We start from the raw sequence: 24342 nt of genomic DNA, 5'->3' as shown, positions 1-24342 counted from the left end.
TTTTATTAGCTCTCTCGCTGTTTGGTTTTTGTCTTTTCTGTGGTTTCGGCATTTACCCAACCCACTGCTAAACCTGTGTCATAACGTAAATCAACATAGTCAACTGCCTTATTCTGCGTTGAAATCAATGGAAAAATATCCACAAACCGCTGCAGTCGGTCAATAAACTCACTGCGTCCTAAATTTAATTTTATGCCATTTGCCAAACGTAAATTCCAAGCAAATCGTTCGCTCAAAAATAACTCGTGAATCTGCAAATCCGCCACTACAAGTAAGGATTGCATATCACGATATCCTTGTAAGGCAGTCTGCTCACTACCACCCGGTCCAAACAAGCTCGGCAAACTCAATTGTTCGCGCTTAGCTACTTCAATTCCATCAAACACTTCGCCATGTTGGTTTAACAATAAATCATCATTCCAACGAGCAGAGGGCACCTGCTCTACAACATAAATTTCTAAGCCATTTGGCCAACGTTTGCGCACTGATGCCCGATAAACCCACGGCAATGCTTCAATCATTTTATGGGTTTGTGCTACATCTAATTCAAAAAAACTGCCTGGTTGACCTTGCCTAACCAAGCTTTCAATTTGTTTATCTTCAATAAACTGTCGTTGCCCTGAAATAGTAATTTCTTTAAGGGGCGATTGTTGTTCGTCATCTAACCACGCTAACAATTTGACTAAACCCAATACCAATACTAATAACAAACACAGCAGAAACGTCAGACCGATTATCATTTGTGAGCGCGCTTGAGGCGCCGGCAATTGGTCTAGTTCAGCCATACTATTAAGCGTTACCCATAGACGTTTGCAATACTGCCAAGGCTAATTCAGTGAAACTCATACCCGCTTGTTTTGCCGCCATCGGCACTAAACTCTTCTCTGTCATCCCAGGCACGGTATTCGCCTCGAGCAAATAAAACTGTCCGGTTTTATCTTGCATAAAATCTATCCTACCCCAACCACTACCCGACAAAGCATTGAAAGCCTTTTGTGCTAACTCAGCCAATTGCTCTTCCTGCTCGCCGCTTAGGCCGCTGGGACAGAAATATTGGGTGCTATCAGATTTATATTTGGCGGTGTAATCATAAAAAATACGCGGGGTCGACATACGAATAGAAGGCAAAGCCTGACCATTTAATAGACTGACGGTAAATTCAGAACCTTGAATGAACTGCTCTATCAGGACATGCTCATCGTAGTTAAAAGCGTCTTGAATGGCCGTTTCTAATTGTTGTGTATTATTTACTTTGGTCATCCCTATGCTAGAACCTTCTTGCGCAGGTTTGACCATTACCTCATTCCCCAATTTGTCCATTATAGCCTTGCAAGATCCCGCATCAAAGGAACTTTTAACGGCAATTTCATATTTAGCGGTGGGTAAACCTAAAGTTTGCCAAATCTGCTTACTTTTTATCTTGTCCATGCACAAAGCCGATCCGAGCACACTACTGCCTGTATAAGGAATATTGAGCAACTGCAAGGCTCCTTGCATAGTGCCATCTTCTCCGCCACGACCATGTAACATAATCAAAACTCGTGAGAAATTTTGCGTCAGCAGCTCGGTAATTGCCTGCTCAGCAGGGTCAAAACGATGAGCATCTATGCCCAACGACAGTAGACTGTTTAATACTGCATTGCCGGAAAGTAATGACACTTCACGCTCAGCCGACTTACCACCGAACATCACTGCCACTTTGCCAAAAGAAGATGGGTCTAAAGAATCAATTGTCTTCATTGCACCACCCCCTTGCCCAATTGCTCAATATCAAGTTTGCTTGTTTGTAAAAATTTCGCGATTTGGCCGATATTACCGGCGCCTTGGGTCATCAAAATATCTTGGTCAGTGAGAATTTCTGCTAACAACTTGGGCAATTCATTGACATGAGACACATAAACCGGTTCTAGTTCACCTCGTTGGCGAATAGAACGGCACAAAGCTTTACTGTCTGCACCATCGATTTGCGCTTCACCGGCTGAATACACTTCCAGTAGCAATAACACATCAACCTGTGACAGTACCTGTACAAACTCTTCATACAGGTCTCGCGTCCGTGTAAAACGGTGTGGTTGATAAGCCATAACTAGGCGTCTATCCGGCCAATTGTTGCGAGCTACTGCAATTGTTGCTGCCACTTCTGTTGGATGATGGCCGTAATCATCAACCAAAATAACTTGGCCCTTTTGGGTCGTGAAATCACCCAACAATTCAAAACGACGACCTATGCCAGAAAAGCCTGCCAACGCGCTTACAATAGCTTGATCTGACACATTTTCGTCCGTTGCCACGGTGATAGCAGCCAAGGCGTTAAGTACATTGTGCTTGCCGGGAATATTTAGGCGAATTTTTAATGGCGCTAGATCTGCTCGAATTACCGTAAACTCGCTTTGATTAAAACCTAGTTTAACATCAACCGCTCTTACATCGGCGTTATCTGAGATACCATAGGTTAAATACTTTCGCCCGATGCGTGGCAATAATTTACTGATAACCGGATCATCAATACACATTACTGCTAAGCCATAAAAGGGCAAGTTATGCAGAAAATCGATGTAAGTGTCTTCCATTTTTTGGAAATCACCTTGGTAAGTATCCATGTGGTCCGCTTCGATATTGGTCACCACGCTAACCATAGGTTGCAAATGGATAAACGAAGCATCGCTTTCATCTGCTTCGGCTATCAAATAACGGCTTGCACCTAATCGTGCATTAGTACCAGCACTGTTAAGCAAACCACCGATAACAAAAGTAGGATCTAAGTCTGCTTGCGCAAATATAGTCGCAATCAAACTAGTGGTAGTAGTTTTGCCATGGGTACCTGCGATGGCAATACCATGTCTAAAACGCATTAATTCAGCCAACATCTCAGCTCGGCGAATAACCGGTATGCGCTGCTCTATTGCCGCTTTAACCTCGGCATTACTCGGATCAATCGCACTTGAAACGACTACGACGTTGGCTTGTTCAACATTACTAGCCTGGTGACCAATAAAAATAGTTGCACCTAAGTTTTGTAAGCGCGCTGTCATACCATTAGCTTGACGGTCAGAGCCTGCTACCTGATAACCTTCATTTAATAAGACTTCAGCTATTCCTCCCATCCCTGCGCCGCCGATACCCACAAAATGAATATGTTTAATGCGGCGCATTTCCGGTACGTGATAATTCATCGCAGATGGTTTAATCATTGCTGTGCTCCGCTAATTGTTCGCATATTGCAGCAACACGTTGGGTGGCATCTAAACATGCTAATTTTTTTGCTTTTTGACTCATTAAAATTAATTTTTCTGGTTGTGATATACAAACGTTAATAAGAGTTTGCAGTGCTGACACTGTAAACTGTGATTGTGGTAGTAAATATGCCGCGTGGTCATCGGCCAAGACTCGCGCGTTCTTAGTTTGATGGTCATCAACAGCATGAGGTAGGGGCACAAAAATAGCACACACACCAGCTGCAGCAACTTCGGCCACAGTCAGTGCTCCAGCGCGACAAATAACCAAATCTGCCCAGTTATACGCGGCTGGAATATCATCGATAAATTCACTCAACTGCCAATTATCTTGGTCACTGAAGTACTGTTTATAAGCACTTTCAACACTGCTCAAATGCCCCTTGCCGGTTTGATGACGAATCTGAACATTATTATTGTTGGCCAATGCGATAGGCACAATTTGGTTCAATACTTGTGCACCTAAACTGCCACCAACGACTAGGATATTCAGTGGTAAGGATACCTGTGTTTTAGGGGGTAAACTGTCAAACGCGGAACGTACAGGGTTACCTACCCATTGATATTTTTTAGTTTGGCTCTTAGTCGAGCTAAGCTGAGCACGAAAGGTATGATCAAAACCAGTCAACACCCTATCGGCGAAGCGCGCTAATATTCGATTAGTCATACCCGCTGCCGCATTTTGTTCATGCACTACCAAGGGTTTATTTGCTAACCACGCAGCGATTCCCCCTGGTCCACTGGCAAAACCGCCCATACCAATAACGACATCGGGATTAAACTGCTTAATCACTTTTGCGGCTTGTAGAATAGATTTGATAATCTTTACTGGAGCAGCTATTAGGCGCAGTAAGCCATTGTTACGCACACCAGCCACATCAATAAAACTAATCGCAAAACCTGCTTTAGGCACAAGTTCGGCTTCCATACGTTCACTAGTGCCAAGCCAATGTATTTGCCATTGTTTGTCAGCCAACAGATGCGCGACCGCCAAACCGGGGAACACATGTCCTCCAGTACCGCCCGCCATGACCAATAAGCGCTTATTCATTTACGTCACCATTAGCATCTGTTTTCATCTTTGGTTTTTTCAAACCTTCAATGACCTGACTAAGACGTTTTTTACCCGCGCTGACTGCATTATCACCTTGTTGCAAAGCCTTACGATTAGACTTGCCGGTAAAACCTTTGTTCATCGCTTGAATACCATCAACTCTTAACTCAAAGTCAATGCGCACTAATATACCAACAGCTATCGCCATAATAATTAAGCTTGAGCCACCATAACTTAACAAGGGGAAAGTCAATCCTTTGGTGGGCAAGATACCCGCACTGGCACCTACATTGACAGCAGTTTGCAAACTAAACCAAATTCCTATGGAGTAGGCTAAATAGGCGTCAAACGGACGCTCTTTGCGCAGCGCAAGTTTACCCATACTCATGGCCTTAATGACGATAATCAACATCAACACGAGTACGGTTAATACGCCGGCAAAACCAAACTCTTCAGCTAAAATCGCCATGATAAAATCGGTATGTGCTTCAGGAAGATATTCCAATTTTTGCAGACTGTTACCCAAGCCTTGACCGAATACATCGCCACGCCCATAGGCCATTAACGATTGCGTCAATTGATACCCACTACCAAATGGATCAGCCCATGGGTCTAAAAAGGATGTAATCCGCTTCATGCGGTATTCTTCAAATACAATCAGCATAATGACAGCTAAGCTACCGGTGATGGCTAAACCAAAAAACTGCCACAATTTAGCACCGGCTAAAAATAGCAGACCAACAGTAGTAAATAACATCACCACCACCGTGCCTAAGTCAGGTTGCATCAGCAGCAATACGGCGAGTACAAAAAATACCGCTAAGGGTTTAATGAAGCCTTTAATGTTTTCAGTGACTTCTTCAAAACGTCTAACCAAATAACCCGCCAAGTAACAAAAGAAAAACAGTTTCGCTGGCTCTGCCGCTTGTATAGTAATAGGACCTATCACTAGCCAGCGGGTACTGCCGTTAACACTGCGGCCAATCAGCAACACTGCGACCAACAGAGCGATGGCCATTAACAATAACCACACATTGGTCATTCGCCACCAACGCATAGGGATTTGCATAACGACTAGGGCAGCAGTTATGGCAAGTAATATATAAATACCGTGTCGAATAGCAAAATAGAAAGGATTATTGTAAAGCCTATCCGCTACCGGCATCGATGCCGAGGTCACGATAACAAAGCCTATGGATAAAATGGCTAGGGCGACTAACAACAATAATGTGTCGTAGGCTTTGCGAATCTCCTGTGACGCTGCTTTTGCATTAGCTGGGCTGTCATGCTTGTGCACAAAAAGATGACGCAATACTTCTATTTTTGATTGCACTAATGTCGTCATGCAGAGCACTCCTGCACAGCTAATTGTTGCACTGCTTGGATAAAACACTCACCGCGATGCTGATAATTATGAAACATATCTAAACTGGCACAAGCCGGAGACAACAGCACCGTATCATTGGGCTGCACATAGCCTGCAGCAAGCTTCACAGCATCCTCCAAACTACTTACTTGCGAACTATTTGCTTTTAATGCAGCAATTTTGTCGCCGTCTTTACCTAAGGTAATGAGTAAGTCAATTTTTTCATTTAGTAACAAGCTTAGCGGGCTAAAATCAGCGCCTTTACCTTGTCCTCCTGCAATTAAAACCAGTCTGCCAGTACACGTGTCAGCCAGCCCCTCAATCGCAGCTAATGTTGCCCCAACGTTTGTGGCCTTAGAATCATTAATCCAACGCACTTGTTTATGTAGCGATATAGTTTGGCAACGGTGAGCCAAGCCTGGAAAGAGTCTCGCTCCTTGTTTGATGCCGTGGATATGTACCCCAGCCAACATAGCCAGAGCCGCTGCTGCTTGAATATTCAGCATATTATGGGCCCCTACTAACAAACATTCAGTACTGCTCAACCAATGTTTGCCTTCATAGTGCAGGCTGGCACTCACCTTATCCCAACTAAATCCGCTTTGACTGGTGGATAAACCAAAGCTGATATCAATGGCTCGCCCCTTGGGCTGAGTCGCAAGATCATCACGACTTGCCACTACATATGTCGCCTGTTTGTAGATACGGTGTTTAATATTTTGGTAATTTTCTAGGCTGCCATGACGGTCAAGATGATCATCACAAATATTCAATACTGTCGCGGCAAGGGCATGTAATGATTGAGTGGTTTCTAATTGAAAGCTTGATAGTTCAAGGACTACAATGTCCGCTGAAATATTCAATAAATCTAAGGCAGGCACACCTATATTGCCCCCCATCAATACCCGCATTCCTGCCGCTTTACACATTTCAACGACCAATTGAGTCACCGTTGATTTGCCATTAGAGCCAGTGATCGCGATGACAGGCAGAGTATTAAATCGGGCAAATAGCTCGATGTCGCCTATCACGCTCACCCCAGCCGCGATGGCATATTGCAATGCTGGCGTTTGCAAACTGACTCCGGGACTGACAATGATTAAATCAGCATGACTTAATCTACTCTCGTCAAGGGCACCAAGATAAAGTGGAATGTCCAGTGAAAGGCTGAGTTCTGAGCGACTATCCATAGCACTCACATTAGCACCCTGAGCCAATAAAAACTGCACGCAGGACAGGCCCGTAAGCCCCATACCTACTACTACAACATTTTTATCCGCCAAGTTAACCGTGACCATAAGCCCTCTAAAAAACCCTTATCTTAATTTTAATGTCGCTAAACCAATAAGCACCAAAATCAAAGAAATAATCCAAAAGCGCACAATAACTCGCGGCTCTGGCCACCCCTTTAATTCATAATGGTGATGTATCGGCGCCATACGAAAAATGCGCTGCCCGCGCAATTTAAATGAGCCAACTTGCAATATCACCGACAAGGTTTCTGCCACAAACACCCCACCCATGATGATTAATACAATTTCTTGGCGCACCAATACCGCCAAAATACCCAAGGTACCGCCCAAGGCTAGGGAACCGACGTCGCCCATAAAGACCTGAGCTGGATATGTGTTAAACCATAGAAAACCCAAACCTGCTCCCACAATGGCGGTGCAGACAATAACCAATTCACTAGTAAGTGGGATGTGTGGAATATTTAAATAGGCTGAAAAATTCACGTTACCAGTGGTATAAGCAAAAATTGCAAATGCACCTGCCACTAAAATGGTCGGAACGATGGCCAAACCATCTAAGCCATCGGTTAAATTAACTGCATTGCTGGTGCCCACAATCACAAAATATGTCGACACAATAAAAAACAGCCCCATTTGCGGCATGACTTCTTTGAAAAATGGCACTAAGAGTGCAGTTTCAGCCACATTTTGTTGGCTGGCGTACAAATAGAAAGCAACACCAATGGCTACGACTGACTGCCAAAAGTATTTCCAGCGGGCAATTAATCCCTTGGGATCTTTGCGGATTACCTTACGATAATCGTCAATAAAACCAATTAAACCATAAGTAGCCACCACAAAAAGCGTCACCCATACATAGCGATTAGATAAATCAGCCCACAATAAGACACTGATCATAATAGCCGCTAAAATCAACAAACCGCCCATTGTAGGCGTGCCTGACTTGACTAAATGAGTTTGCGGCCCATCGGTTCTTACGGTTTGCCCTATCTGCATATGTTGCAGCCAGCGGATCATTTTAGGACCAATCAGCAAAGCAATGAGTAATGCAGTTAAAGTACTCAAAATGGCGCGCAGGGTCAGGTAGGTAAAGACATTAAAACCCGAATCAAATTGTTGTAGCCACTCGGCTAGCCAAATCAACATGCGATTCGCTCCCTAACCCGTTCAAACTTTCCCAAGTTAGAGCCCTCCAAAGCCTGCACCACACGTTCCATTTTGGCACTGCGAGAACCTTTAACTAGGATAGTTATATCGCGCTGCTCACCGGCTAATTGACTTAAAACATATTCACCAAGCAGGTTTATATCACTGAAATGTTTACCCTGGGCAGCAAACACGACACTCGCGCTTTGGCTTAACACTCCTAAGGTGTATAACTCGTCAATTCCTTTTTGTTTGGCATATTCACCGACTTGTTCATGATAATAACGCGCTTTTTCGCCTAACTCAGCCATATCCCCCAAAATTAGTACTCTACGTCCGGCAAAACTGGCGAGTAAATCGATGGCGGCATTGACTGAGGCAACATTGGCATTATAAGTATCATCTAAAATCTTAACTTGATTACTTAGCTGCTTAACGTTTAAGCGTCCGGCAACATGAGGCATATTACGTAGCCCTTCAACAACATCGTTCAAGCTCGCTCCCACACCAATAGCAAGTGCGGCTGCAACCAAAGCATTACTGACATTGTGCATACCTGGTAATGACAAAGACACACTGACACGACCTAAAGGTGAGACCAAATCAAATTGGGCACAACCATCTAAACCTAGGATAGTTTCTTCGGCACAATAGTCAGCCGCCTTGTCGCAGGAAAAACTTTGAATTTTGGTTAAACGTAATTTACTTTTCCAAAAATCATAAAACTGACTATCAACATTAAGTACCGCAACACCATGATCTGGTAGTCCTTTGAAAATTTCACTTTTGGCTCTAGCCACGCCGAGCAAACTGCCAAAGCCTTCCAAATGGGCCGCCGCAGCATTAACTATGGTTGCCACGTCAGGTTTAACTAAATCAGTGGTATAAGCAATCTCACCTAAGTGGTTTGCACCCATTTCGACTACCGCAAACTCATGATCTGCTTCAAGGCGCAACAAAGTTAAGGGCACGCCAATATCATTATTAAAATTGCCTTTGGTCGCCAATACTTTACCGCGACGCGACAAGATAGCCGCAACCATTTCCTTCACAGTTGTTTTACCACTACTACCGGTAATACCGACCGTAAGAGGAGCGACTTCTTTTTTCACTGCCCCAGCCAACAGACCCAGGGCGACTTTAGTATCACTGACAATAATTTGCGCAATATCAGCTACTACTTGATGAGTTACAATAGCAGCGATGGCCCCTGATTTTTGGGCTTGATTGACAAAGTCGTGACCATCGAAATTAGGCCCTTGCAAGGCAATAAATAAAGCGCCTTGCTCAATATGCCGCGTATCGGTGCTCACACTTGCAATCATCATTGATTGATTATTAGCGTCAATAAGCTTGCCTTGTATTTGCTCAGCCACCCATGATAGTGAAACTGGGATCATAGTGTTTTCCCCTGTTGAAACTGCTTAACAAACGCTCTTTCGTCGTAAGCTTGGCTCTGTTGGCCAATTATTTGATAATCTTCATGTCCCTTACCCGCGACAAGAATGATGTCCTGCTCCTTGCATAGTCCAGCCGCCAACTCAATCGCTTTAGTACGACTGTGTTCCACTAAGATCTGCTGGGCGTTAGTACAACCTTGTAATATATCTTCGACAATTTGTTGGGGTATTTCGGTGCGAACGTTATCGTCAGTAATTACGACACGATCCGCTAAACGTTCAGCAATAGCCCCCATCAGTGGCCGTTTCCCTTTATCACGATCGCCACCGCAACCAAAAACGCACCATAACTGGCCTTTACAATGTTGGCGTGCAGCAATCAGAGACTTTTCTAAGGCATCCGGTGTATGAGCATAGTCAACCACTATCGTGGCTTTTTGAGGATGACTAAAAAGCTCCATTCGACCGGCAACCGGTAGTAATTTTTGTGCGACATAAGCAATATTTTTAAGACTCTTGCCCAAGCACAGTTGCGCACTGATTGCCGCTAGGACATTAGAAACATTAAATTCACCCACAAGATTGAGTCTTAGTTCGCAGTTGCCCCACGAAGATTCCAAACTAAACCGCACTCCAGTCGCGGTAAATTGCACACGATTGGCTATACAATATTGATAATCTGAGGCTATCTTGTGCATTGCAACATTAACGCCGTAGAGTACAACCTTGATTTTACTAGGCGCATTAGCTAGCCAGTTTTTATGTTCAGCATCGTTAATATTCAGTACCACTGATTTTAGACCGGGTTGGCTTAACAACACTCGCTTCGCCCGACCGTATTCATCCATGGTGTGATGATAATCGAGATGATCACGTGTTAGATTTGTAAACACTGCAACATCGGTTTTCAATGCCGATAAGCGCTGTTGAACTAAGGCATGAGATGAGGCTTCAAGCGCCACTTGATAAACACCTTCACCAACAAAATCTGCTAAAAGACGTTGAATACTGATAGCGTCTGGCGTGGTATTTAAGGTGCTATTGAGTTGGCTGGTTTGACTTTGATAAACACCAGAACCCAGGGTGCCAATAGATGCACTTCGCTCACCTAATAAAAAAGCAAGTTGATTACATAGCTGCACCACCGAAGTCTTGCCATTGGTTCCCGTAACCGCAATAACGGACAATGAATTGGCAGGGTGATGATAAAAATAGGCCGCTAACTTTGACAGTTTGTTAGCCAACTCAAAAAAAGAAATAATCACCGAGTTTTCGCGCATGCTCACTTGCCCGTGTAACTCGGCACTGTCACATTGGGCAATAATAACTTTGGCACCCAGACTAATCGCTTGAGGGATAAAATCACGGCCATCGCGATTATGCCCTTTAACAGCAATAAAGGCTTTATGAACTGCGACATCACGACTATCAAGCACTAACTCACTGACCATAATGTCAGGCGCTGTGATAGAGAAGTTGGCTAACAAGGCTTGAATACTTTGCGCAAAAGGCTCAGCAAACTGACTATCTATAGATACCATATCAACCCGCATTACTTGAGCCTCCTAACGCTACCAACGAAGACACTGTCTTGTCATCGGGGGCGACATTGAGCATTTGCAGACTGCCCGCCATCACTTTAGCAAAGACAGGAGCCGCAGTATCACCCGCGTAATATGCGTCACCTTTGGGTTCGTTAATAAGAATAACAACAGCCAGTTGTGGATCAGATACCGGTGCCACCCCAGCAAATATATTGACATATTCTTCGCCATATCCGTTGGCGATAGCTTTACGAGTAGTCCCTGTTTTTCCCGCTACACGATAACCAGGAACAGCTGCCTTACGCGCTGTGCCGCCTTCTTGTAAGACGCTTTCCAACATATGCAGCACTTGGCGGGAAGCCTCCTCACTGATCACGCGCTCGGACTCAACGGGCTGGTCACTTTTGACAATACTCAAGGGCCGCTTCATGCCACCATCACCAATAATGCTATACATGCGCGCCAATTGCAGGGCGGTAACTGAAATACCATAACCAAATGAGAGTGTTGCAATATCAAAATCAGACCAACGGGGGCGCTCATTAAAAATACCATTAGTTTCGCCCAATAGATTAGCGCCACTGCCGCTCATCAAACCCACGTTGTAATACATATCAAGTAAATATTCTTTAGGCACCGACAAGGCTAACTTAGAGGTACCCATATTACTGGAGTGACGAATAATGTCAGTCAAACTAATTTTACCCAGATTATGTCCATCACGAACTATTTTACCGCCTAAGTGCATCCAACCTGGCGATGTATCGATCATGGTATTAAGGTTGACTGAACCAAATTCTAGCGCACTGATCATGGCAAGTGGCTTTACTGATGAGCCGGGTTCGTAGGCATCGGTTACCGCACGATTACGTATACGATGAGGAGAAACACCTTGACGGTTATTAGGGTTGTAAGACGGGCTATTAACCAAGGCTAAAATTTCGCCAGTTCGCACGTCTGTCACCACAGCTGACGCAGAAGTTGCTTTATAAAAATTGACCGCCCACTTGAGCTCTTTATAAGCTAAGGCTTGAATGCGTTGATCGATGGTTAATTGAATATTATGCGCTTTTTTGCCTTCTTCAGTGGCCAATATTTCTACTTGACGGCCTTTACCATCGCGACGAATTTGGCGGGTGCCAGGCGTACCAGTCAGCCAATCATCATAAAGTTTTTCAATGCCCTCAATACCTTCATCATCGACATTAGTAAAACCAATAACATGGGCCGACACTTCACCCGTTGGATAATAACGACGAGACTCATTACGCAGATAAATACCGTCTAAGTTAAGCTGATCAACATAGTCGGCCATGGCAGGAGATACTTGGCGCTGTAAATAGACAAAACGTTTAGTCGGGTCATCAACTTTGGCAACAAGCTCACTGACATCTTGCCCTAACACTTCTGCTAATGCCTGCCAGCGTCTTTTGTCGCTAAACCCGGAGCCTTCAGCGATTTTTTTAGGATCAGCCCAAATGGCTCTAACTGGCACGCTAACGGCTAACTGCTGACCATTTCTGTCGGTAATAAGACCACGGTGTATCGGATCATTACGCGTGCGCAAGGTACGATTATCACCCTGTTGAATCAGTTGATCGGGCGAAACCACTTGAATATAAGCGGCGCGCACACCTAAGCCAATAAAAACCAATAAAATAACCATAAGCACCAACACAAATCGCCAATGCAATAAAGTTGGCGCAGTTAGCACTTTTGCTTGAGCTGAACGAGATGAGCTGCCTGAACGTTTCATTTGATGCGCACCATTACTTCTTCGTCCGGCTCGGGGCGATGCATATCCAATTTCTTTTCAACTAAGGTCTCTATGCGATTGTGTTCTGATAAAGCACTTTGCTCTAAGACCAAGTGGCGCCATTCAACATCCAAGTGATCTTGTTGCTGCATTAGCTTTTCAAGTGCTATCGCCATCTGTCTATTGTGATGGGCACTCAATATAACCGCCACGGCACTGATCAATACCGCCAGAAACAATAAAACCCGCAAGAGGTGGCGGGCTAAATCAGCAACAATAAAACTGAGTAAATTAAAATTAGTATTGGCGCTTGTCATAGCTTTTCTGCCACCCTCAGCACCGCACTGCGAGAACGCACATTTTGCTTTAATTCACTGGGGCTGGGCATAATTGCCTTACCGATGGCTTTGAGTGCCTTGGCCGCGTCTATCTCAGATTGAAAAATCGGCATACCATGAGGGACGTTAAGTCCTTTGCTTTGCTCACGAACAAAACGTTTTACGATGCGGTCTTCTAAAGAATGAAAACTAATAACCGCTAAACGACCACCTGGGCTAAGCGTCGTCAATGCCGCTTTTAAGGCGTTGCGAATTTCATCCAATTCACTATTAATATACATACGGATGGCTTGAAAACTGCGCGTTGCTGGATGTTTGAATTTATCTTTTACTGGCACAGCTTCATCAATAATAGCCGCCAATTGTGTGGTGGTTTCAATAGGTGCAAGAGCACGCGCATTTACAATGCCATGGGCGATACGTTTACCAAACTTCTCTTCACCTAATTCTTTGATAACTTGAGTAATATCTTGTTCATCGGCCTTAGCCAGCCACTGCGCTGCACTCAGTCCTTTACTGGTATCCATGCGCATATCGAGGGGTCCAGTACGCATAAAACTAAAACCACGTTCAGCATCATCCAACTGCGGTGAAGACACTCCAAGATCAAGTAAGATACCGTCTATTTTGCCTACCAGTTGTAACTGCTCCGCCACTTCTGTCAATTGTGAAAAAGTAACATGATGAATAGAAAAGCGCGGGTCATCTGCAAAACGCTCTGCGGCAGCAATCGCTTGTGGATCCCTGTCGAGGGCGATTAATCGACCTTTGGCAGATAAGGCATTTAAAATTTGCTGGCTGTGGCCACCACGTCCAAACGTACCATCAAGATAAATGCCATCAGGATTGATGGCGAGAGCGTCAATAGATTCTTGCAATAAAACGGCATTATGAATGAAAGAGGTAGTCATTAAAGGGCAAAATCCTGTAGGCGTTCGGTTAGTTCAAAATCAGCTTGTTGTTCAGTTTCGACATCCAAGCTAATTTGCTGTTGCCAAACATCAGCATCCCACAATTCAAATTTATTAAATTGCCCCACTAACATGATTTGTTTATCTAACTTGGCATGTTGCCGCAAAGGTGAACTGAGCAAAAAACGCCCATTCTTATCCATTTCACCTTCCATGGCATAACCCAACAACAGACGTTGAAGGCGACGTTCATGAGGATTCATACTAGATAAGCGAGAGAGTTTTAATTCAATTTCTTCCCATTCGGGCAGTGGGTAAAGTAGCAAGCAGGGTTGTTGTGTATCGATCGTACAAACCAGTTGTCCCTGACAATCATCCAGCAAAGACTGCCGATACCGAGTAGGTATCGTTACGCGCCCTTTAATATCTAGACTGATTGCATTAGCGCCGCGGAACATTTCCCTAACCTTTTTTTAATTTTTATCTGTCGAATTGAACTAGTTGCGCGATAAATCGACCTCTTTGATCCACTTTACGCCACATTTACCCACAATGCACAGTTTAGGTACCACTTGTATTGCATGTCAAGGACTAAAAGCAGCAAATGAAAGGCTTTCGCAGCCGCAATAAATCAGCTATTTCCGAAGTATTTGATATCGCTAGAAAAACACCAGAGGTGACGCAAGTTGGTAACAGGAAAATTAAAATAGACTAGGTAGTCATATTTAACTTTAAGCAGCTAAAAACGCTTTTCCATCTGCGCTAAAACACCAAGAGGCTAAAAATAAGCAAATTTAGTGGGATATTGTGTATTTAAGTAATATTATACTATTTATACCAACAGGGATTTTTGAATTTTATATTTATTAATCATAAGCTTAAGGAATACCTCGGTGCTCTGCAATACTATATTACTTAGGTATTAGCTAATGGATAACGATGCTATCTATCCTAGCCTACAAGATAAAGTTGTTTTTATAACTGGCGGCGCGTCAGGCATAGGTGCCGTTATGGTCGAAGTGTTTTGTCGTCAGCAAGCTAAAGTTATTTTTATTGATATCTTGTCTGATGCCGCTCAAGCCCTTTGTGCAAAAGTACAAGCACAATATGGCAATAAGCCTGAGTTTACTCATCTCGATGCCACTGACATTGATGCCTTACAAGATTTTATTGAGGCAATTCCCAAGCGCTTTAAAAGACTCGATATATTAATTAATAATGTGGCAAATGATATGCGTCATTCGCCCTTAGAAGTAAGTCAAAAAGCATGGCGAGATTGTTTATCAGTAAACCTCGATGCCACATTTTTTGCCTCACAAACTGCGATAAAGTTGATGCGAGAAAATCGCAAAGGCAACATCATTAATATCAGCTCAATTAATGTCCTTATCGGTCCACGGCAAATGCCCGGTTATGTGGCCGCAAAATCAGCTCTCAATGGCTTAAGTAAGTCTTTGGCCAATCAATATGGTGAATATGGTATCCGTATAAACACTATCCTCCCGGGTTGGGTTACCACAGAAAAGCAATTATCCATGTGGCTAACACCAGAAGCTGAGCGAGAATGGCAAAAATCAGTTGCTCTAAAAGGACGGCTTGAATCACGTCACGTAGCAAACATGGCACTTTTTTTAGCTGCTGATGACAGTGCGATGATCACCGGACAACAATTTATTGTTGATGCGGGGCGCACTTAATGCTGCCCAACAACGGACTTATGGTAATTGGTGATTGGGGTACCAGCGTTAGTCGCTTCTATCTGTGCCGTTTTAATCAGCAACGCATCACGGTATTAGCGCGTTCGCAAGGACGGGGCATTAAGCATATCAGTGATCCTCAAGCCTGCTTTTTTGAATTATGCCAAGGCTGGTTCGATCAACATGGTTCCTTACCGGTTTTTTTAATTGGCACTGTCGGGGCTGATATTGGCTGGAAAAAGTCCCCTTATGTAGCTTGTCCTACCGACCCACATCAATTAGTCGATAATGCCATTAGTTTCAATGCACAAGGCATAAACATCACCATATTGCCGGGGGTCACTTGCACCAATATACATGGTTTACCTGACATAATGCGGGGTGAAGAAACCCAACTTTTTGGCTTTTTATCTCAATGCCAACCACAAAAAGAACACCTTGTTTGTTTGCCCGGTACCCATACCAAATGGGCTTTGCTAAATAATCAGCAGATACAATCTTTTGTGACCAGTCCCGTTGGCGAGTTATTTGAAGTTCTTTGTCATCATAGTGTGTTATTGAATCCGTCTATCCACCAGCGTGCTTGTGAAATGAGTTTTACCCAAGGTCTGCAAATTGGTATGGGCGCCAACAGTAATTTACTGCATACCCTATTTGCCACTCGTTCATTGCAAGTAATTAACAACATGGATAACAATCAGGCCGCAGGCTATTTATCAGGTTTGTTAATTGGTGCCGATGTAAAAGCTGCTATGCAAGATTTTCATTTGTTTACGCAGGTAAGCGTGATTGGCTCTGATTATATTTGTAGCCTCTATGTCCAAGCTTTTAACCATATTGGTATCGCGAACACACTTTTTAGCAGTGAAGAGGCCACAATATTGGGTTTGCAAACCTTAGTTTCAAGCCATTGGGAGGACCCTATCAGTGCTTAATGACATCAAATTAGAACACAGTTTGTTGGTTAATAATGCCCTCGGAGAAGGGGTTATTTGGGATCACCGTTTACAGCAACTTTATTGGACCGACATACTACAAAATAAGCTCTACTGTTGGACTTTCAGCGGTGATTTAACCGTTTATCCTTGCCCTGACAAACTATGTAGTTTTGGCCTAACGACTGATCCGCAATGGCTGATATGTGCTTTTCCAAGAGGGTTTGCCTTTTTTAATCCCATTAGCCAAGCCCTGAGTTGGATCACACAATTGGAACTTCCTGAAGGTACGCGTTTAAACGACGGTCGAGTTGATCGACAAGGCCGTTTTTGGGCCGGTGTTATGGTTGACTCATCAAAAGGAAAACAACAACTAGGTAAACTTTACCGCCTTGATTTTGATGCAACAGTCAGCGCGCAAATTAGTGGCGTACAAATATCAAATAGTTTGTGTTGGAGCCCTGAGGGTCAGCGAGTGTATTTTGCCGACTCCCCTAGTCGTTGCATTCAAAGCGCTGAATTTGATCCAAAGAGTGGCAATATTGGCCAATTACATGACTTTGCCCATACTGAACCAAAAGCCTTCCCTGATGGCGCATGTATAGATAAAGACGGCTGCTTGTGGAGTGCCCAGTGGGGTAGCTCAACAGTTAAACGTTATAGTCCCAGTGGTGAGTTGTTACTCACTCTAACCTTACCCTGCAAACAACCCAGTTGCGTGACTTTTGCGGGTCCCAATCTTGACCACTTATGTATTACATCAGCGCGTCAAAGTTTAGATCAAACTCAAGTCAGCCCAAACGATGGCGGACTTTATATATTTAGTAGCCCTTATTCGGGCTTACCAGAACAGATATGTCACATGCCGATGTCAGTTGCTAAGCCAAACTAACATCTGATTAGCGAATTTACTTTGAAGACTAATAAAGAGAATAAAATGGCAACGAGAATGTTTAGCGGAAATTTTACCCAACACATTGTGCAATCGCTTGGTAAAGCCATTGCCCTAGGCGAATTCCCGCAAGGCCAACCTTTGCAGGCAGAAGCGCAGCTATGTGAATCATTTGACGCCAGTCGCACTGTATTGCGCGAAGCGGTGAAAATGTTAACTGCCAAGGGAATGCTAGATGCGAGGCCGCGTCGTGGCACTATCGTATTACCTGAATCACAGTGGAATTTATCTGATCCCGATATATTAAATTGGATGTTGGCACGCAAAGGTAACTTACCGATTATTTCAGAATTTGTTGATATGCGCTTGGCGATTGAACCGGCTGCTTCGGCCTTAGCCGCGCAAAATCTCAATGAAACAAGTCGCCTCACGTTGTTAAAAGCGATGGAGAGAATGAAAGCGGCTGATCGAGGTGAAGATGATCATTTAGATGCGGATATTGCCTTTCATGTAGGTATTTTAGAAGCAAGTAATAATCGTTTTTTCTGGAACATGCGACATACCATCGAAGTTGCCTTACGTTTTAGTATTCGCATGACCAATCGTTTTAAAGGCGTAGATCGTGCCAGTGTCGATGATCATCAAAAGATCCTCGACCTTATATTAGCCGGTAATCAGCAAGGGGCCGAGGATCAAATGCGTACCTTACTGATAGAAGCTAAATCCTTATTGAATAACGCTTTAGCTGAAGAAAAGCATAAAAAATCTTTGTAATTTTGTAAAAGGACCAGAATGACCATGCAGATCTCAAACTGTATACTCGCTATTGACCAAGGAACAACATCTACTCGCGCCATTGTGTTTGCCCCAGACTCCAGCATTATTGCGGTTGCTCAACAAGAGTTTGCGCAACACTATCCCCATGATGGATGGGTAGAACATGATCCGGAAGATATTTGGACTTCTACCATTGTGGTATGCCGCGAAGCCGTCTCTTTAGCCATAGCTAAAGGTGCTCGCATAGCGGCAATAGGCGTGACTAATCAGCGCGAAACCACCGTTGTTTGGGACCGGTCCACCGGCCAAACCATTTATAACGCCATCGTTTGGCAAGATAGACGCACTGCTAATAGCTGCCGCACTTTACAAGAACAAGGTTTATTCGAAGCGGTGAATTCGCGCACAGGATTATTACTTGACCCCTATTTCTCAGCATCAAAAGTTGCCTGGATACTAGATAATGTCGAAGGAGCTCGCGACAAAGCGCAAGCAGGTGAACTTGCCTTTGGCACCATTGATTCGTTTTTGATTTGGCGCCTTACCGATGGCCAAGTGCACGCCACCGACGTGACTAACGCCAGTCGCACCAACCTGTTTAATATTCATGATATGGCCTGGGATGACAAGCTACTTGAGATTTTCAATGTACCCAAATCAGTTTTACCTGAAGTAAAAGAATGTGCTGATGATTATGGCCATACTACTGAAGAGTTATTTGGTTTTTCTCTACCTATTTTGGGCGTAGCGGGCGATCAACAAGCCGCCAGCATTGGCCAGTGTTGTTTTCAACAAGGTGCGATTAAAAGTACTTATGGCACCGGTTGTTTTGTCATGCTCAATACGGGTACACAGGCCTTTGCTTCTAAAAACAAATTACTGACCACTGTCGCTTACACCATTAAAGGCAAAACCCATTACGCCTTAGAAGGCTCGATTTTTATTGCTGGTGCTGCAGTACAATGGTTGCGGGATGGTTTAGGTTTGATACGAAGCGCCTCAGAAACGGAAGCCTTGGCCAAGTCAGTGGAAGATGATCATGGTGTATTTATGGTACCCGCGTTTGCCGGTTTAGGTGCGCCACATTGGGCCCCTGACGCACGTGGTGCAATATATGGCTTAACCCGAGGAACAACTAACGCACATTTTGTGCGTGCCGCCCTTGAGTCTGTGTGTTTTCAAACTACCGATTTAATGCAGGCAATGGCCGAAGATGGCGTATCTATTCACAAAATCAGGGTAGACGGTGGCATGGTGGGCAATAGTTGGTTATGTCAGTTTTTGGCAAACATACTTAATATCACGGTGGAACGTCCGCAAATTTTAGAAACAACCGCACTGGGCGCGGCTTATCTTGCCGGCTTACAGGCTGGTATCTATGCCTCAGTAGAAGACCTCGCTTCGCGTAATAAAGTGGATGTTGAGTTTAACTCTACTATGGATAACACCAGCCGAGAGCAATTATTAAAAGGTTGGCAAAGTGCGGTGCACAGTACCTTAGGATTTCAAGCATGATAAGCAAGCAAATTTTTGGTCATTTACCAGACGGCCGTGCAGTAGAACAAATAAGCCTAATTAATGCTAATGGCATGCAGATAGACATATTAAATCTTGGCGGAATTATTCGACGTTGGTTAGTACCTACTCCCTCTTCTGAACAGGTGGATATCGTATTAGGCTTTGATACCGTTGAGGACTATTTAGCTGATCAAGCTTACCTTGGCGCCCTAGTTGGTCGCTACGCTAATCGAATTAAACACGGTAAATTTACCCTCAAAGAAACGCGCTATCAGCTTGACGCAAACCAAGGAGGTAACAGTTTACATGGCGGAGTTGATGGTTTTAATCGTCGTCTTTGGCAAACCAGCGTGATTAGTCAAGCGCTCAATCCTAGTATATGTTTACAGTTAACCAGCGAAGACGGCGATCAAGGCTTTCCTGGCCAGCTCAAAGCTGAAGTAATTTATACGTTGACAGAAGAGAATAGCCTGCGGATTGAGTATAGGGCCAGCACTGACCAAGCTACCCTGTACAACCCTACTCAGCATAGTTATTTTAATTTAGCTGGCCATCAAAGTGGCGATATTGACAGTCATCAGGCACAAATACTCGCTAGTCATTTTACGCCTACCGATAGCAATGCCATACCAAGTGGTGAATTGGCACCAGTTGCCAATACCCCTTTTGATTTGCGTGAACTTACGCCAGTTAAAGTAGGTTTAGCGAGTAGCCATGAACAAATTAAATTTGGAAGCGGCTATGATCACAATTGGTGTTTAGATGGTTATCGAGCTGACTTACAGCAGCCGTTTTTTGCGGCAATGGCCCTAGAAACACAATCAGGACGTAAGTTGATTGTTAACACCACCATGCCAGGAGTGCAGCTGTATACCGCTAATTTTTTGGGCTCAGAGCCTATAGGCAAAGAAGGGGTGAGCTATCAAGGTAACGGCGCCCTGTGTTTTGAGACCCAGTTTTATCCCGATTCACCTAATCAGCCCCATTTCCCCAGCGCTATGCTGGAAAAAGGCCAGACCTTTTATGCTGTTACCGAGTATCAGATAGTCTTGTAGGAGTGGCTTCAGCCACGAATATTGTTAAACCCTAAAACACATCGCCAGGATTATTTAACGCTACGTGGCCGACATAAAACAAAAAAGCCCCGTTGACTTTGAGTCAAGGGGGCTCAACAGTGGATCCAAATACTTAAGCTGTTGCTGGTTCTTTTGCTGGCTCATCAATCTTTAATTGCAAAGATTGAATGGGTGAAGCGCCTTCAGCTGACATTTGTACTAGACGATTTAATTGGCCGAGCGACAACAAGATGGCATAAATCGCCCCAAGGAAGCCGGCTTTATGTAATTCTAAAATCTGCTCATCAGACAGTTCATGTAAACGCTTTTCGCTAATACTTTGCATACCGTTGATATTACGTTGCTGGCCACTGACGTATTGCACACGCAAAACAATGGGATCAAGCAATTTCAATTCAATCAATTTATTGATAAAACGTTGAGTGGCCATTTCACTGTTAGCAAGATCAGACAATAACTGTTGACGATTCTGCAAATAAGGGCTGGCTTCACCGGCTTCAGTGAACAATAACTCACCTTCTTTAGTACCTACTAGTTCGCTCTTTTCATCGATATATACACCTAATTTGTCGCCATCGGGGCGCACATCAAAAGGATAACGTTGAATGTTCAAAGGCACGCTATGGGCGCTCCACTTGCCGCTTTGCATATACAAATTTACATTTTGCTCGGTGCCTAACATTGCCACACTGTGAGTAATGTCTGACTTAGGATCTTTAACAAAGATAATAGGCATACAACTGGCTAGTTGCGCATATTCTTTTAATGATGCTGCAGCGATATGGGCATCTTTTACATGAGCAAATTCATGTTTAAGGTTAACGCGTAGATCTTTATGTTTATCTTTATCTAAGGGGATATAATTCATGGTCATTGGATACTTCTCTTTATAATTTGTAAATAAAATGTGACTTAGACGAAATGCTGACGAAATAATTTAATTCAAGTGCGACTAACGAAAAACAGTAGCTATTAGACCTGAGCACCCCAGTATATCACTTCATAGAGTCATCTTAGCAGTGCCGATATTTGAATCGCTACAAGGCTAAACCTAACAAAAACGGCCAAAAGTATCTTACATTTAGCCGTTTTTGTCATCATCTGCTCACAGCTTATTTAACTAACCAAATTAAGTGGACAAAAATATTGAATTTTTACTAAGTAAAACAAAATCTTAGACTGCAGAATAAAAATAAATCTTGCAGCCTTACCTTATAACACAAGCCCAAGATTTAAGGCCTAAGCCGATATAAGTGATTAAGTAAGTAAGCCAGCACCTTAAATCTTACTTAATCAAACGTATGGCAAAGGGGCATAAATAGTTTTCACCATTTGAGGCTTTGATCGCGCCCAGAATGCAAAAAACCAAGTGACAAATACCGACAACAGGTAACAATAAGGCGCCAATCACAATAACGGTCAAGACTAGACAAGCGAAGTAAGCGATGGTCACCGTAATCGACCAATTGAGCGCTTCTTTTGCGTGACTACAAATAAAAGGCTCATCTTTCTTGACTAAATACATGATTAAACCGGGGATAAAACCGAAAAATATTGTTCCTACCCAAGTGAGTAAGGCTAAGTTTTTAGCATCTTGATCAACGCTTTTGGGTAGCAGTTCATTATCAAATTCACTCATGGTAATTCCTTTTTCAACGTTAAAGTCAATTTTTCTATCCAGGTCAAGGTCTCACTAAATTTTTAGTAACTCAAAGCAACTTACCAATCACTCAACGCTGACGTCTGAAGTTAAAGGGAAAATACGCTCAACGCAATACCTAATTCACCACCTCAAGCGCAACGATGAATCACGCGTATTTTGCTACAGTGTCAATATACTCCTGTAATTTAGCCTGCGCTTCGTCACCAAATAGTATTTCACAGGCCTCCTTTAAACCGGGTGCATCGAGTATGTCTTTATCGCGCACCACTAACGATATCTTTGAACGGCGACGCAAAAAATCTTCCAACTTGGTGACCATTTCGCGTTCGGCCGCATGCTCAATTTCAACCCGCAAGTATTCAGAATTTTCGATCAATAATTCCGCCATTTGTGGATTCTCACGGATTCTTTCTAACATGTTGATGGCATTGCGCCCATAACGTCGCCAAAATCTTGATGTAAGAGGCTCTGATGACGTTACTGGTGTCAATGTGTCTAAGCCCATTAGTTTGGCTCGATGAAAAAATTCATCTCTAACCGTATCATCTGGCTCTCCGTACCATTTGAAATTAGTATAAGGCAGGCTTATTCCAAAGTTCTCAACGATACCAGCAACCTCATCACCAACATTGATGCAATCGGTTAGCTTACCGCCAAAAATTGATAAATAATTGTGTTCTTTATGTTTGTCGATAGCATGTTTACGCGATAATTGTACCCAATCTGCTTTACCTCCAGAGCCCTTAATCGCTAAGGGGCGAACCCCACATCGTTCAGAAATGATGTCTTTTTTGCTTAGAGGTTTATCCAGAGCGAGTAACTTATTGACATTGTCTAATACAAACTGTCGGTCTTTTTCGGTGACTTGGGTTATTGGGCTTTCAACTTGGGTATCGGTTGTACCAATACAGGTTTTAGGCCCCATAGGTATGACAAAAAACAGACGGCCATCATCGGCAAAGAAGGTCAAAACTTTATTACTTGGCGTCACTCTGTCTACGATAAGATGAATACCTTTCGAGAAAACATGATGATGTTCAGTCTTCTCATTATTGACCATATTTAAGGGATCAACAAAAGGCCCTGCAGCGTTAATTAATACTTTTGAACGAATTTCAAATTCTTGTCCTGAAATACAGTCTCTACTTTTAGTCACCCATGTATTGTCGCTGCGCGTTGATCCTAAAGACTCAACATAATTGGCCGCGATACAACCATAACTCATACTAGAACGAATAAAATTAAACACAAAACGCGCATCATTGTCATACAAATAGGCGTCTGAATATTCAAAACCTCCTATTACGTTTTGAGTATTGATAACATTTTCCATGGATTTAATTTTGCCACCCGAAAGATAACTCGGCATTTTAGTAAAAAAACGCCCCATCATCCAATAAAGTAAGGTACCCATATAAACAAACAGAGGAGGAAACCGAAAACCTTTTTGAATACTGGTCAAAAAGCGTATTTCCTTGACCGTCGACGGATAACTGCGCATTAAATGGTTGCGACTAAGACACAACTTATTGACCAAACCGTATTCATAGCTTTCTAAATATTTAATTCCGCCCCACGCTAAATTGGATGAGTTAGAACTGGTAAAACCCGCAAAGTCGCCTTTGTCGATCAGTGCTACTTTAACTCCCTTAGCTGCCAGTGCTGCCGCTGACACAGCGCCGTTAATGCCACCACCGACAATCAAAACATCATAAGTGCCTTGGGGCAATTTGCTAATATTACTTTTTCTCAAATGACTCATGGCGATTCCGATAATTAATGC

Annotated in this window: 22 protein-coding genes; 6 read left to right on the top strand and 16 right to left on the bottom strand. The window is 43.5% G+C overall.

Features of this window, described 5'->3' with window-relative positions; genetic code table 11:
- Positions 1–5 precede the first annotated feature (5 nt).
- Genes ABKW31_RS00775 through mraZ form a run of 13 tightly spaced genes read right to left on the bottom strand, consistent with a single transcriptional unit; the run spans position 6 to position 14459 of the window.
- Positions 6–785 carry a cell division protein FtsQ/DivIB gene (locus tag ABKW31_RS00775; RefSeq protein ID WP_348614221.1) on the bottom strand — a complete coding sequence of 260 codons (780 nt, stop codon included), beginning with the start codon at positions 783–785 and terminating at the stop codon, positions 6–8.
- A gap of 4 nt (positions 786–789) precedes the next feature.
- Positions 790–1740, bottom strand: a complete 951-nt coding sequence (locus ABKW31_RS00770) for a D-alanine--D-alanine ligase (RefSeq protein WP_348614220.1) — start codon at positions 1738–1740, stop codon at positions 790–792.
- Positions 1737–3191: a UDP-N-acetylmuramate--L-alanine ligase gene (gene murC, locus ABKW31_RS00765; RefSeq protein ID WP_348614218.1), complete on the bottom strand. Its 1455-nt coding sequence runs from the start codon at positions 3189–3191 to the stop codon at positions 1737–1739. The genes ABKW31_RS00770 and murC overlap by 4 nt, the downstream gene beginning before the upstream one ends.
- Positions 3184–4284 (bottom strand): undecaprenyldiphospho-muramoylpentapeptide beta-N-acetylglucosaminyltransferase, encoded by a 1101-nt coding sequence (murG, locus tag ABKW31_RS00760; RefSeq protein WP_348614217.1) that lies wholly within the window; start codon positions 4282–4284, stop codon positions 3184–3186. The genes murC and murG overlap by 8 nt, the downstream gene beginning before the upstream one ends.
- Complete coding sequence (gene ftsW, locus ABKW31_RS00755; RefSeq protein ID WP_348614216.1) at positions 4277–5632, bottom strand: cell division protein FtsW; 1356 nt, start codon at positions 5630–5632, stop codon at positions 4277–4279. The genes murG and ftsW overlap by 8 nt, the downstream gene beginning before the upstream one ends.
- The gene (murD, locus tag ABKW31_RS00750; RefSeq protein WP_348614215.1) at positions 5629–6951 is read right to left on the bottom strand and encodes a UDP-N-acetylmuramoyl-L-alanine--D-glutamate ligase; all 1323 of its coding nucleotides are present in this window, start codon (positions 6949–6951) and stop codon (positions 5629–5631) included. Before murD ends, ftsW begins: the two co-directional genes overlap by 4 nt.
- An 18-nt stretch (positions 6952–6969) precedes the next feature.
- On the bottom strand, positions 6970–8052 hold the full coding sequence (gene mraY, locus ABKW31_RS00745; RefSeq protein WP_348614213.1) for a phospho-N-acetylmuramoyl-pentapeptide-transferase: 1083 nt from the start codon (positions 8050–8052) through the stop codon (positions 6970–6972).
- Entirely contained in the window at positions 8046–9452 is a 1407-nt protein-coding gene (gene murF, locus ABKW31_RS00740) for a UDP-N-acetylmuramoyl-tripeptide--D-alanyl-D-alanine ligase (RefSeq protein ID WP_348614212.1), read from the bottom strand. The genes mraY and murF overlap by 7 nt, the downstream gene beginning before the upstream one ends.
- On the bottom strand, positions 9449–11005 hold the full coding sequence (gene murE, locus ABKW31_RS00735) for a UDP-N-acetylmuramoyl-L-alanyl-D-glutamate--2,6-diaminopimelate ligase (RefSeq protein ID WP_348614211.1): 1557 nt from the start codon (positions 11003–11005) through the stop codon (positions 9449–9451). The genes murF and murE overlap by 4 nt, the downstream gene beginning before the upstream one ends.
- Positions 10995–12752, bottom strand: coding sequence for a penicillin-binding transpeptidase domain-containing protein (locus ABKW31_RS00730; protein ID WP_348614210.1), 1758 nt, complete (start codon positions 12750–12752; stop codon positions 10995–10997). The genes murE and ABKW31_RS00730 overlap by 11 nt, the downstream gene beginning before the upstream one ends.
- Positions 12749–13069, bottom strand: coding sequence for a cell division protein FtsL (gene ftsL / locus ABKW31_RS00725; protein WP_348614209.1), 321 nt, complete (start codon positions 13067–13069; stop codon positions 12749–12751). Before ftsL ends, ABKW31_RS00730 begins: the two co-directional genes overlap by 4 nt.
- Positions 13066–14001 (bottom strand): 16S rRNA (cytosine(1402)-N(4))-methyltransferase RsmH, encoded by a 936-nt coding sequence (gene rsmH, locus ABKW31_RS00720; protein WP_348614208.1) that lies wholly within the window; start codon positions 13999–14001, stop codon positions 13066–13068. The genes ftsL and rsmH overlap by 4 nt, the downstream gene beginning before the upstream one ends.
- Positions 14001–14459: a division/cell wall cluster transcriptional repressor MraZ gene (gene mraZ, locus ABKW31_RS00715; RefSeq protein ID WP_348614207.1), complete on the bottom strand. Its 459-nt coding sequence runs from the start codon at positions 14457–14459 to the stop codon at positions 14001–14003. Before mraZ ends, rsmH begins: the two co-directional genes overlap by 1 nt.
- 471 nt (positions 14460–14930) lie before the next feature.
- Between mraZ and ABKW31_RS00710 the strand changes: the two genes are divergently transcribed.
- From ABKW31_RS00710 to ABKW31_RS00685, 6 genes are read left to right on the top strand one after another with little or no spacing between them, the layout of a single operon-like run.
- Positions 14931–15698 carry an SDR family oxidoreductase gene (locus ABKW31_RS00710; RefSeq protein ID WP_348614206.1) on the top strand — a complete coding sequence of 256 codons (768 nt, stop codon included), beginning with the start codon at positions 14931–14933 and terminating at the stop codon, positions 15696–15698.
- Positions 15698–16633, top strand: coding sequence for a 2-dehydro-3-deoxygalactonokinase (locus tag ABKW31_RS00705; RefSeq protein ID WP_348614205.1), 936 nt, complete (start codon positions 15698–15700; stop codon positions 16631–16633). Before ABKW31_RS00710 ends, ABKW31_RS00705 begins: the two co-directional genes overlap by 1 nt.
- Positions 16626–17525, top strand: a complete 900-nt coding sequence (locus ABKW31_RS00700; protein WP_348614204.1) for an SMP-30/gluconolactonase/LRE family protein — start codon at positions 16626–16628, stop codon at positions 17523–17525. Before ABKW31_RS00705 ends, ABKW31_RS00700 begins: the two co-directional genes overlap by 8 nt.
- 45 nt (positions 17526–17570) lie before the next feature.
- Positions 17571–18299, top strand: coding sequence for a FadR/GntR family transcriptional regulator (locus ABKW31_RS00695; RefSeq protein ID WP_348614203.1), 729 nt, complete (start codon positions 17571–17573; stop codon positions 18297–18299).
- Between the two features lie 24 nt (positions 18300–18323).
- The gene (gene glpK / locus ABKW31_RS00690) at positions 18324–19817 is read left to right on the top strand and encodes a glycerol kinase GlpK (RefSeq protein WP_348614202.1); all 1494 of its coding nucleotides are present in this window, start codon (positions 18324–18326) and stop codon (positions 19815–19817) included.
- A complete protein-coding gene (locus ABKW31_RS00685; protein ID WP_348614201.1) occupies positions 19814–20875 on the top strand; it encodes an aldose epimerase family protein in 1062 nt (353 codons plus the stop codon). The genes glpK and ABKW31_RS00685 overlap by 4 nt, the downstream gene beginning before the upstream one ends.
- 133 nt (positions 20876–21008) lie before the next feature.
- Here the strand turns inward: ABKW31_RS00685 and ABKW31_RS00680 are convergent, their stop codons facing one another.
- The 3 genes from ABKW31_RS00680 to ABKW31_RS00670 all read right to left on the bottom strand — a co-directional run bounded on the left by ABKW31_RS00680 (position 21009) and on the right by ABKW31_RS00670 (position 24321).
- Positions 21009–21770 carry a SapC family protein gene (locus tag ABKW31_RS00680; RefSeq protein ID WP_348614200.1) on the bottom strand — a complete coding sequence of 254 codons (762 nt, stop codon included), beginning with the start codon at positions 21768–21770 and terminating at the stop codon, positions 21009–21011.
- A gap of 411 nt (positions 21771–22181) precedes the next feature.
- Positions 22182–22535: a DUF4870 domain-containing protein gene (locus ABKW31_RS00675; RefSeq protein WP_348614199.1), complete on the bottom strand. Its 354-nt coding sequence runs from the start codon at positions 22533–22535 to the stop codon at positions 22182–22184.
- A gap of 169 nt (positions 22536–22704) precedes the next feature.
- Positions 22705–24321, bottom strand: a complete 1617-nt coding sequence (locus tag ABKW31_RS00670) for a glycerol-3-phosphate dehydrogenase/oxidase (protein WP_348614198.1) — start codon at positions 24319–24321, stop codon at positions 22705–22707.
- Between the last annotated feature and the right edge of the window lie 21 nt (positions 24322–24342).

The sequence above is a fragment of the Paraglaciecola sp. 25GB23A genome, from assembly GCF_040012495.1.
Lineage (GTDB): Bacteria > Pseudomonadota > Gammaproteobacteria > Enterobacterales > Alteromonadaceae > Paraglaciecola.
Note: the sequence above shows the minus strand (reverse complement) of the source record. Positions and strands in the feature narration are given on the sequence as shown.

Bases quoted from the DNA above. Each gene is read 5' to 3' on its own strand.
- ABKW31_RS00775 (WP_348614221.1), bottom strand. From the start codon at position 785: ATGGCTGAACTAGACCAATTGCCGGCGCCTCAAGCGCGCTCACAAATG.
- ABKW31_RS00770 (WP_348614220.1), bottom strand. From the start codon at position 1,740: ATGAAGACAATTGATTCTTTAGACCCATCTTCTTTTGGCAAAGTGGCA.
- murC (WP_348614218.1), bottom strand. From the start codon at position 3,191: ATGATTAAACCATCTGCGATGAATTATCACGTACCGGAAATGCGCCGC.
- murG (WP_348614217.1), bottom strand. From the start codon at position 4,284: ATGAATAAGCGCTTATTGGTCATGGCGGGCGGTACTGGAGGACATGTG.
- ftsW (WP_348614216.1), bottom strand. From the start codon at position 5,632: ATGACGACATTAGTGCAATCAAAAATAGAAGTATTGCGTCATCTTTTT.
- murD (WP_348614215.1), bottom strand. From the start codon at position 6,951: ATGGTCACGGTTAACTTGGCGGATAAAAATGTTGTAGTAGTAGGTATG.
- mraY (WP_348614213.1), bottom strand. From the start codon at position 8,052: ATGTTGATTTGGCTAGCCGAGTGGCTACAACAATTTGATTCGGGTTTT.
- murF (WP_348614212.1), bottom strand. From the start codon at position 9,452: ATGATCCCAGTTTCACTATCATGGGTGGCTGAGCAAATACAAGGCAAG.
- murE (WP_348614211.1), bottom strand. From the start codon at position 11,005: ATGCGGGTTGATATGGTATCTATAGATAGTCAGTTTGCTGAGCCTTTT.
- ABKW31_RS00730 (WP_348614210.1), bottom strand. From the start codon at position 12,752: ATGAAACGTTCAGGCAGCTCATCTCGTTCAGCTCAAGCAAAAGTGCTA.
- ftsL (WP_348614209.1), bottom strand. From the start codon at position 13,069: ATGACAAGCGCCAATACTAATTTTAATTTACTCAGTTTTATTGTTGCT.
- rsmH (WP_348614208.1), bottom strand. From the start codon at position 14,001: ATGACTACCTCTTTCATTCATAATGCCGTTTTATTGCAAGAATCTATT.
- mraZ (WP_348614207.1), bottom strand. From the start codon at position 14,459: ATGTTCCGCGGCGCTAATGCAATCAGTCTAGATATTAAAGGGCGCGTA.
- ABKW31_RS00710 (WP_348614206.1), top strand. From the start codon at position 14,931: ATGGATAACGATGCTATCTATCCTAGCCTACAAGATAAAGTTGTTTTT.
- ABKW31_RS00705 (WP_348614205.1), top strand. From the start codon at position 15,698: ATGCTGCCCAACAACGGACTTATGGTAATTGGTGATTGGGGTACCAGC.
- ABKW31_RS00695 (WP_348614203.1), top strand. From the start codon at position 17,571: ATGGCAACGAGAATGTTTAGCGGAAATTTTACCCAACACATTGTGCAA.
- glpK (WP_348614202.1), top strand. From the start codon at position 18,324: ATGCAGATCTCAAACTGTATACTCGCTATTGACCAAGGAACAACATCT.
- ABKW31_RS00685 (WP_348614201.1), top strand. From the start codon at position 19,814: ATGATAAGCAAGCAAATTTTTGGTCATTTACCAGACGGCCGTGCAGTA.
- ABKW31_RS00680 (WP_348614200.1), bottom strand. From the start codon at position 21,770: ATGACCATGAATTATATCCCCTTAGATAAAGATAAACATAAAGATCTA.
- ABKW31_RS00675 (WP_348614199.1), bottom strand. From the start codon at position 22,535: ATGAGTGAATTTGATAATGAACTGCTACCCAAAAGCGTTGATCAAGAT.
- ABKW31_RS00670 (WP_348614198.1), bottom strand. From the start codon at position 24,321: ATGAGTCATTTGAGAAAAAGTAATATTAGCAAATTGCCCCAAGGCACT.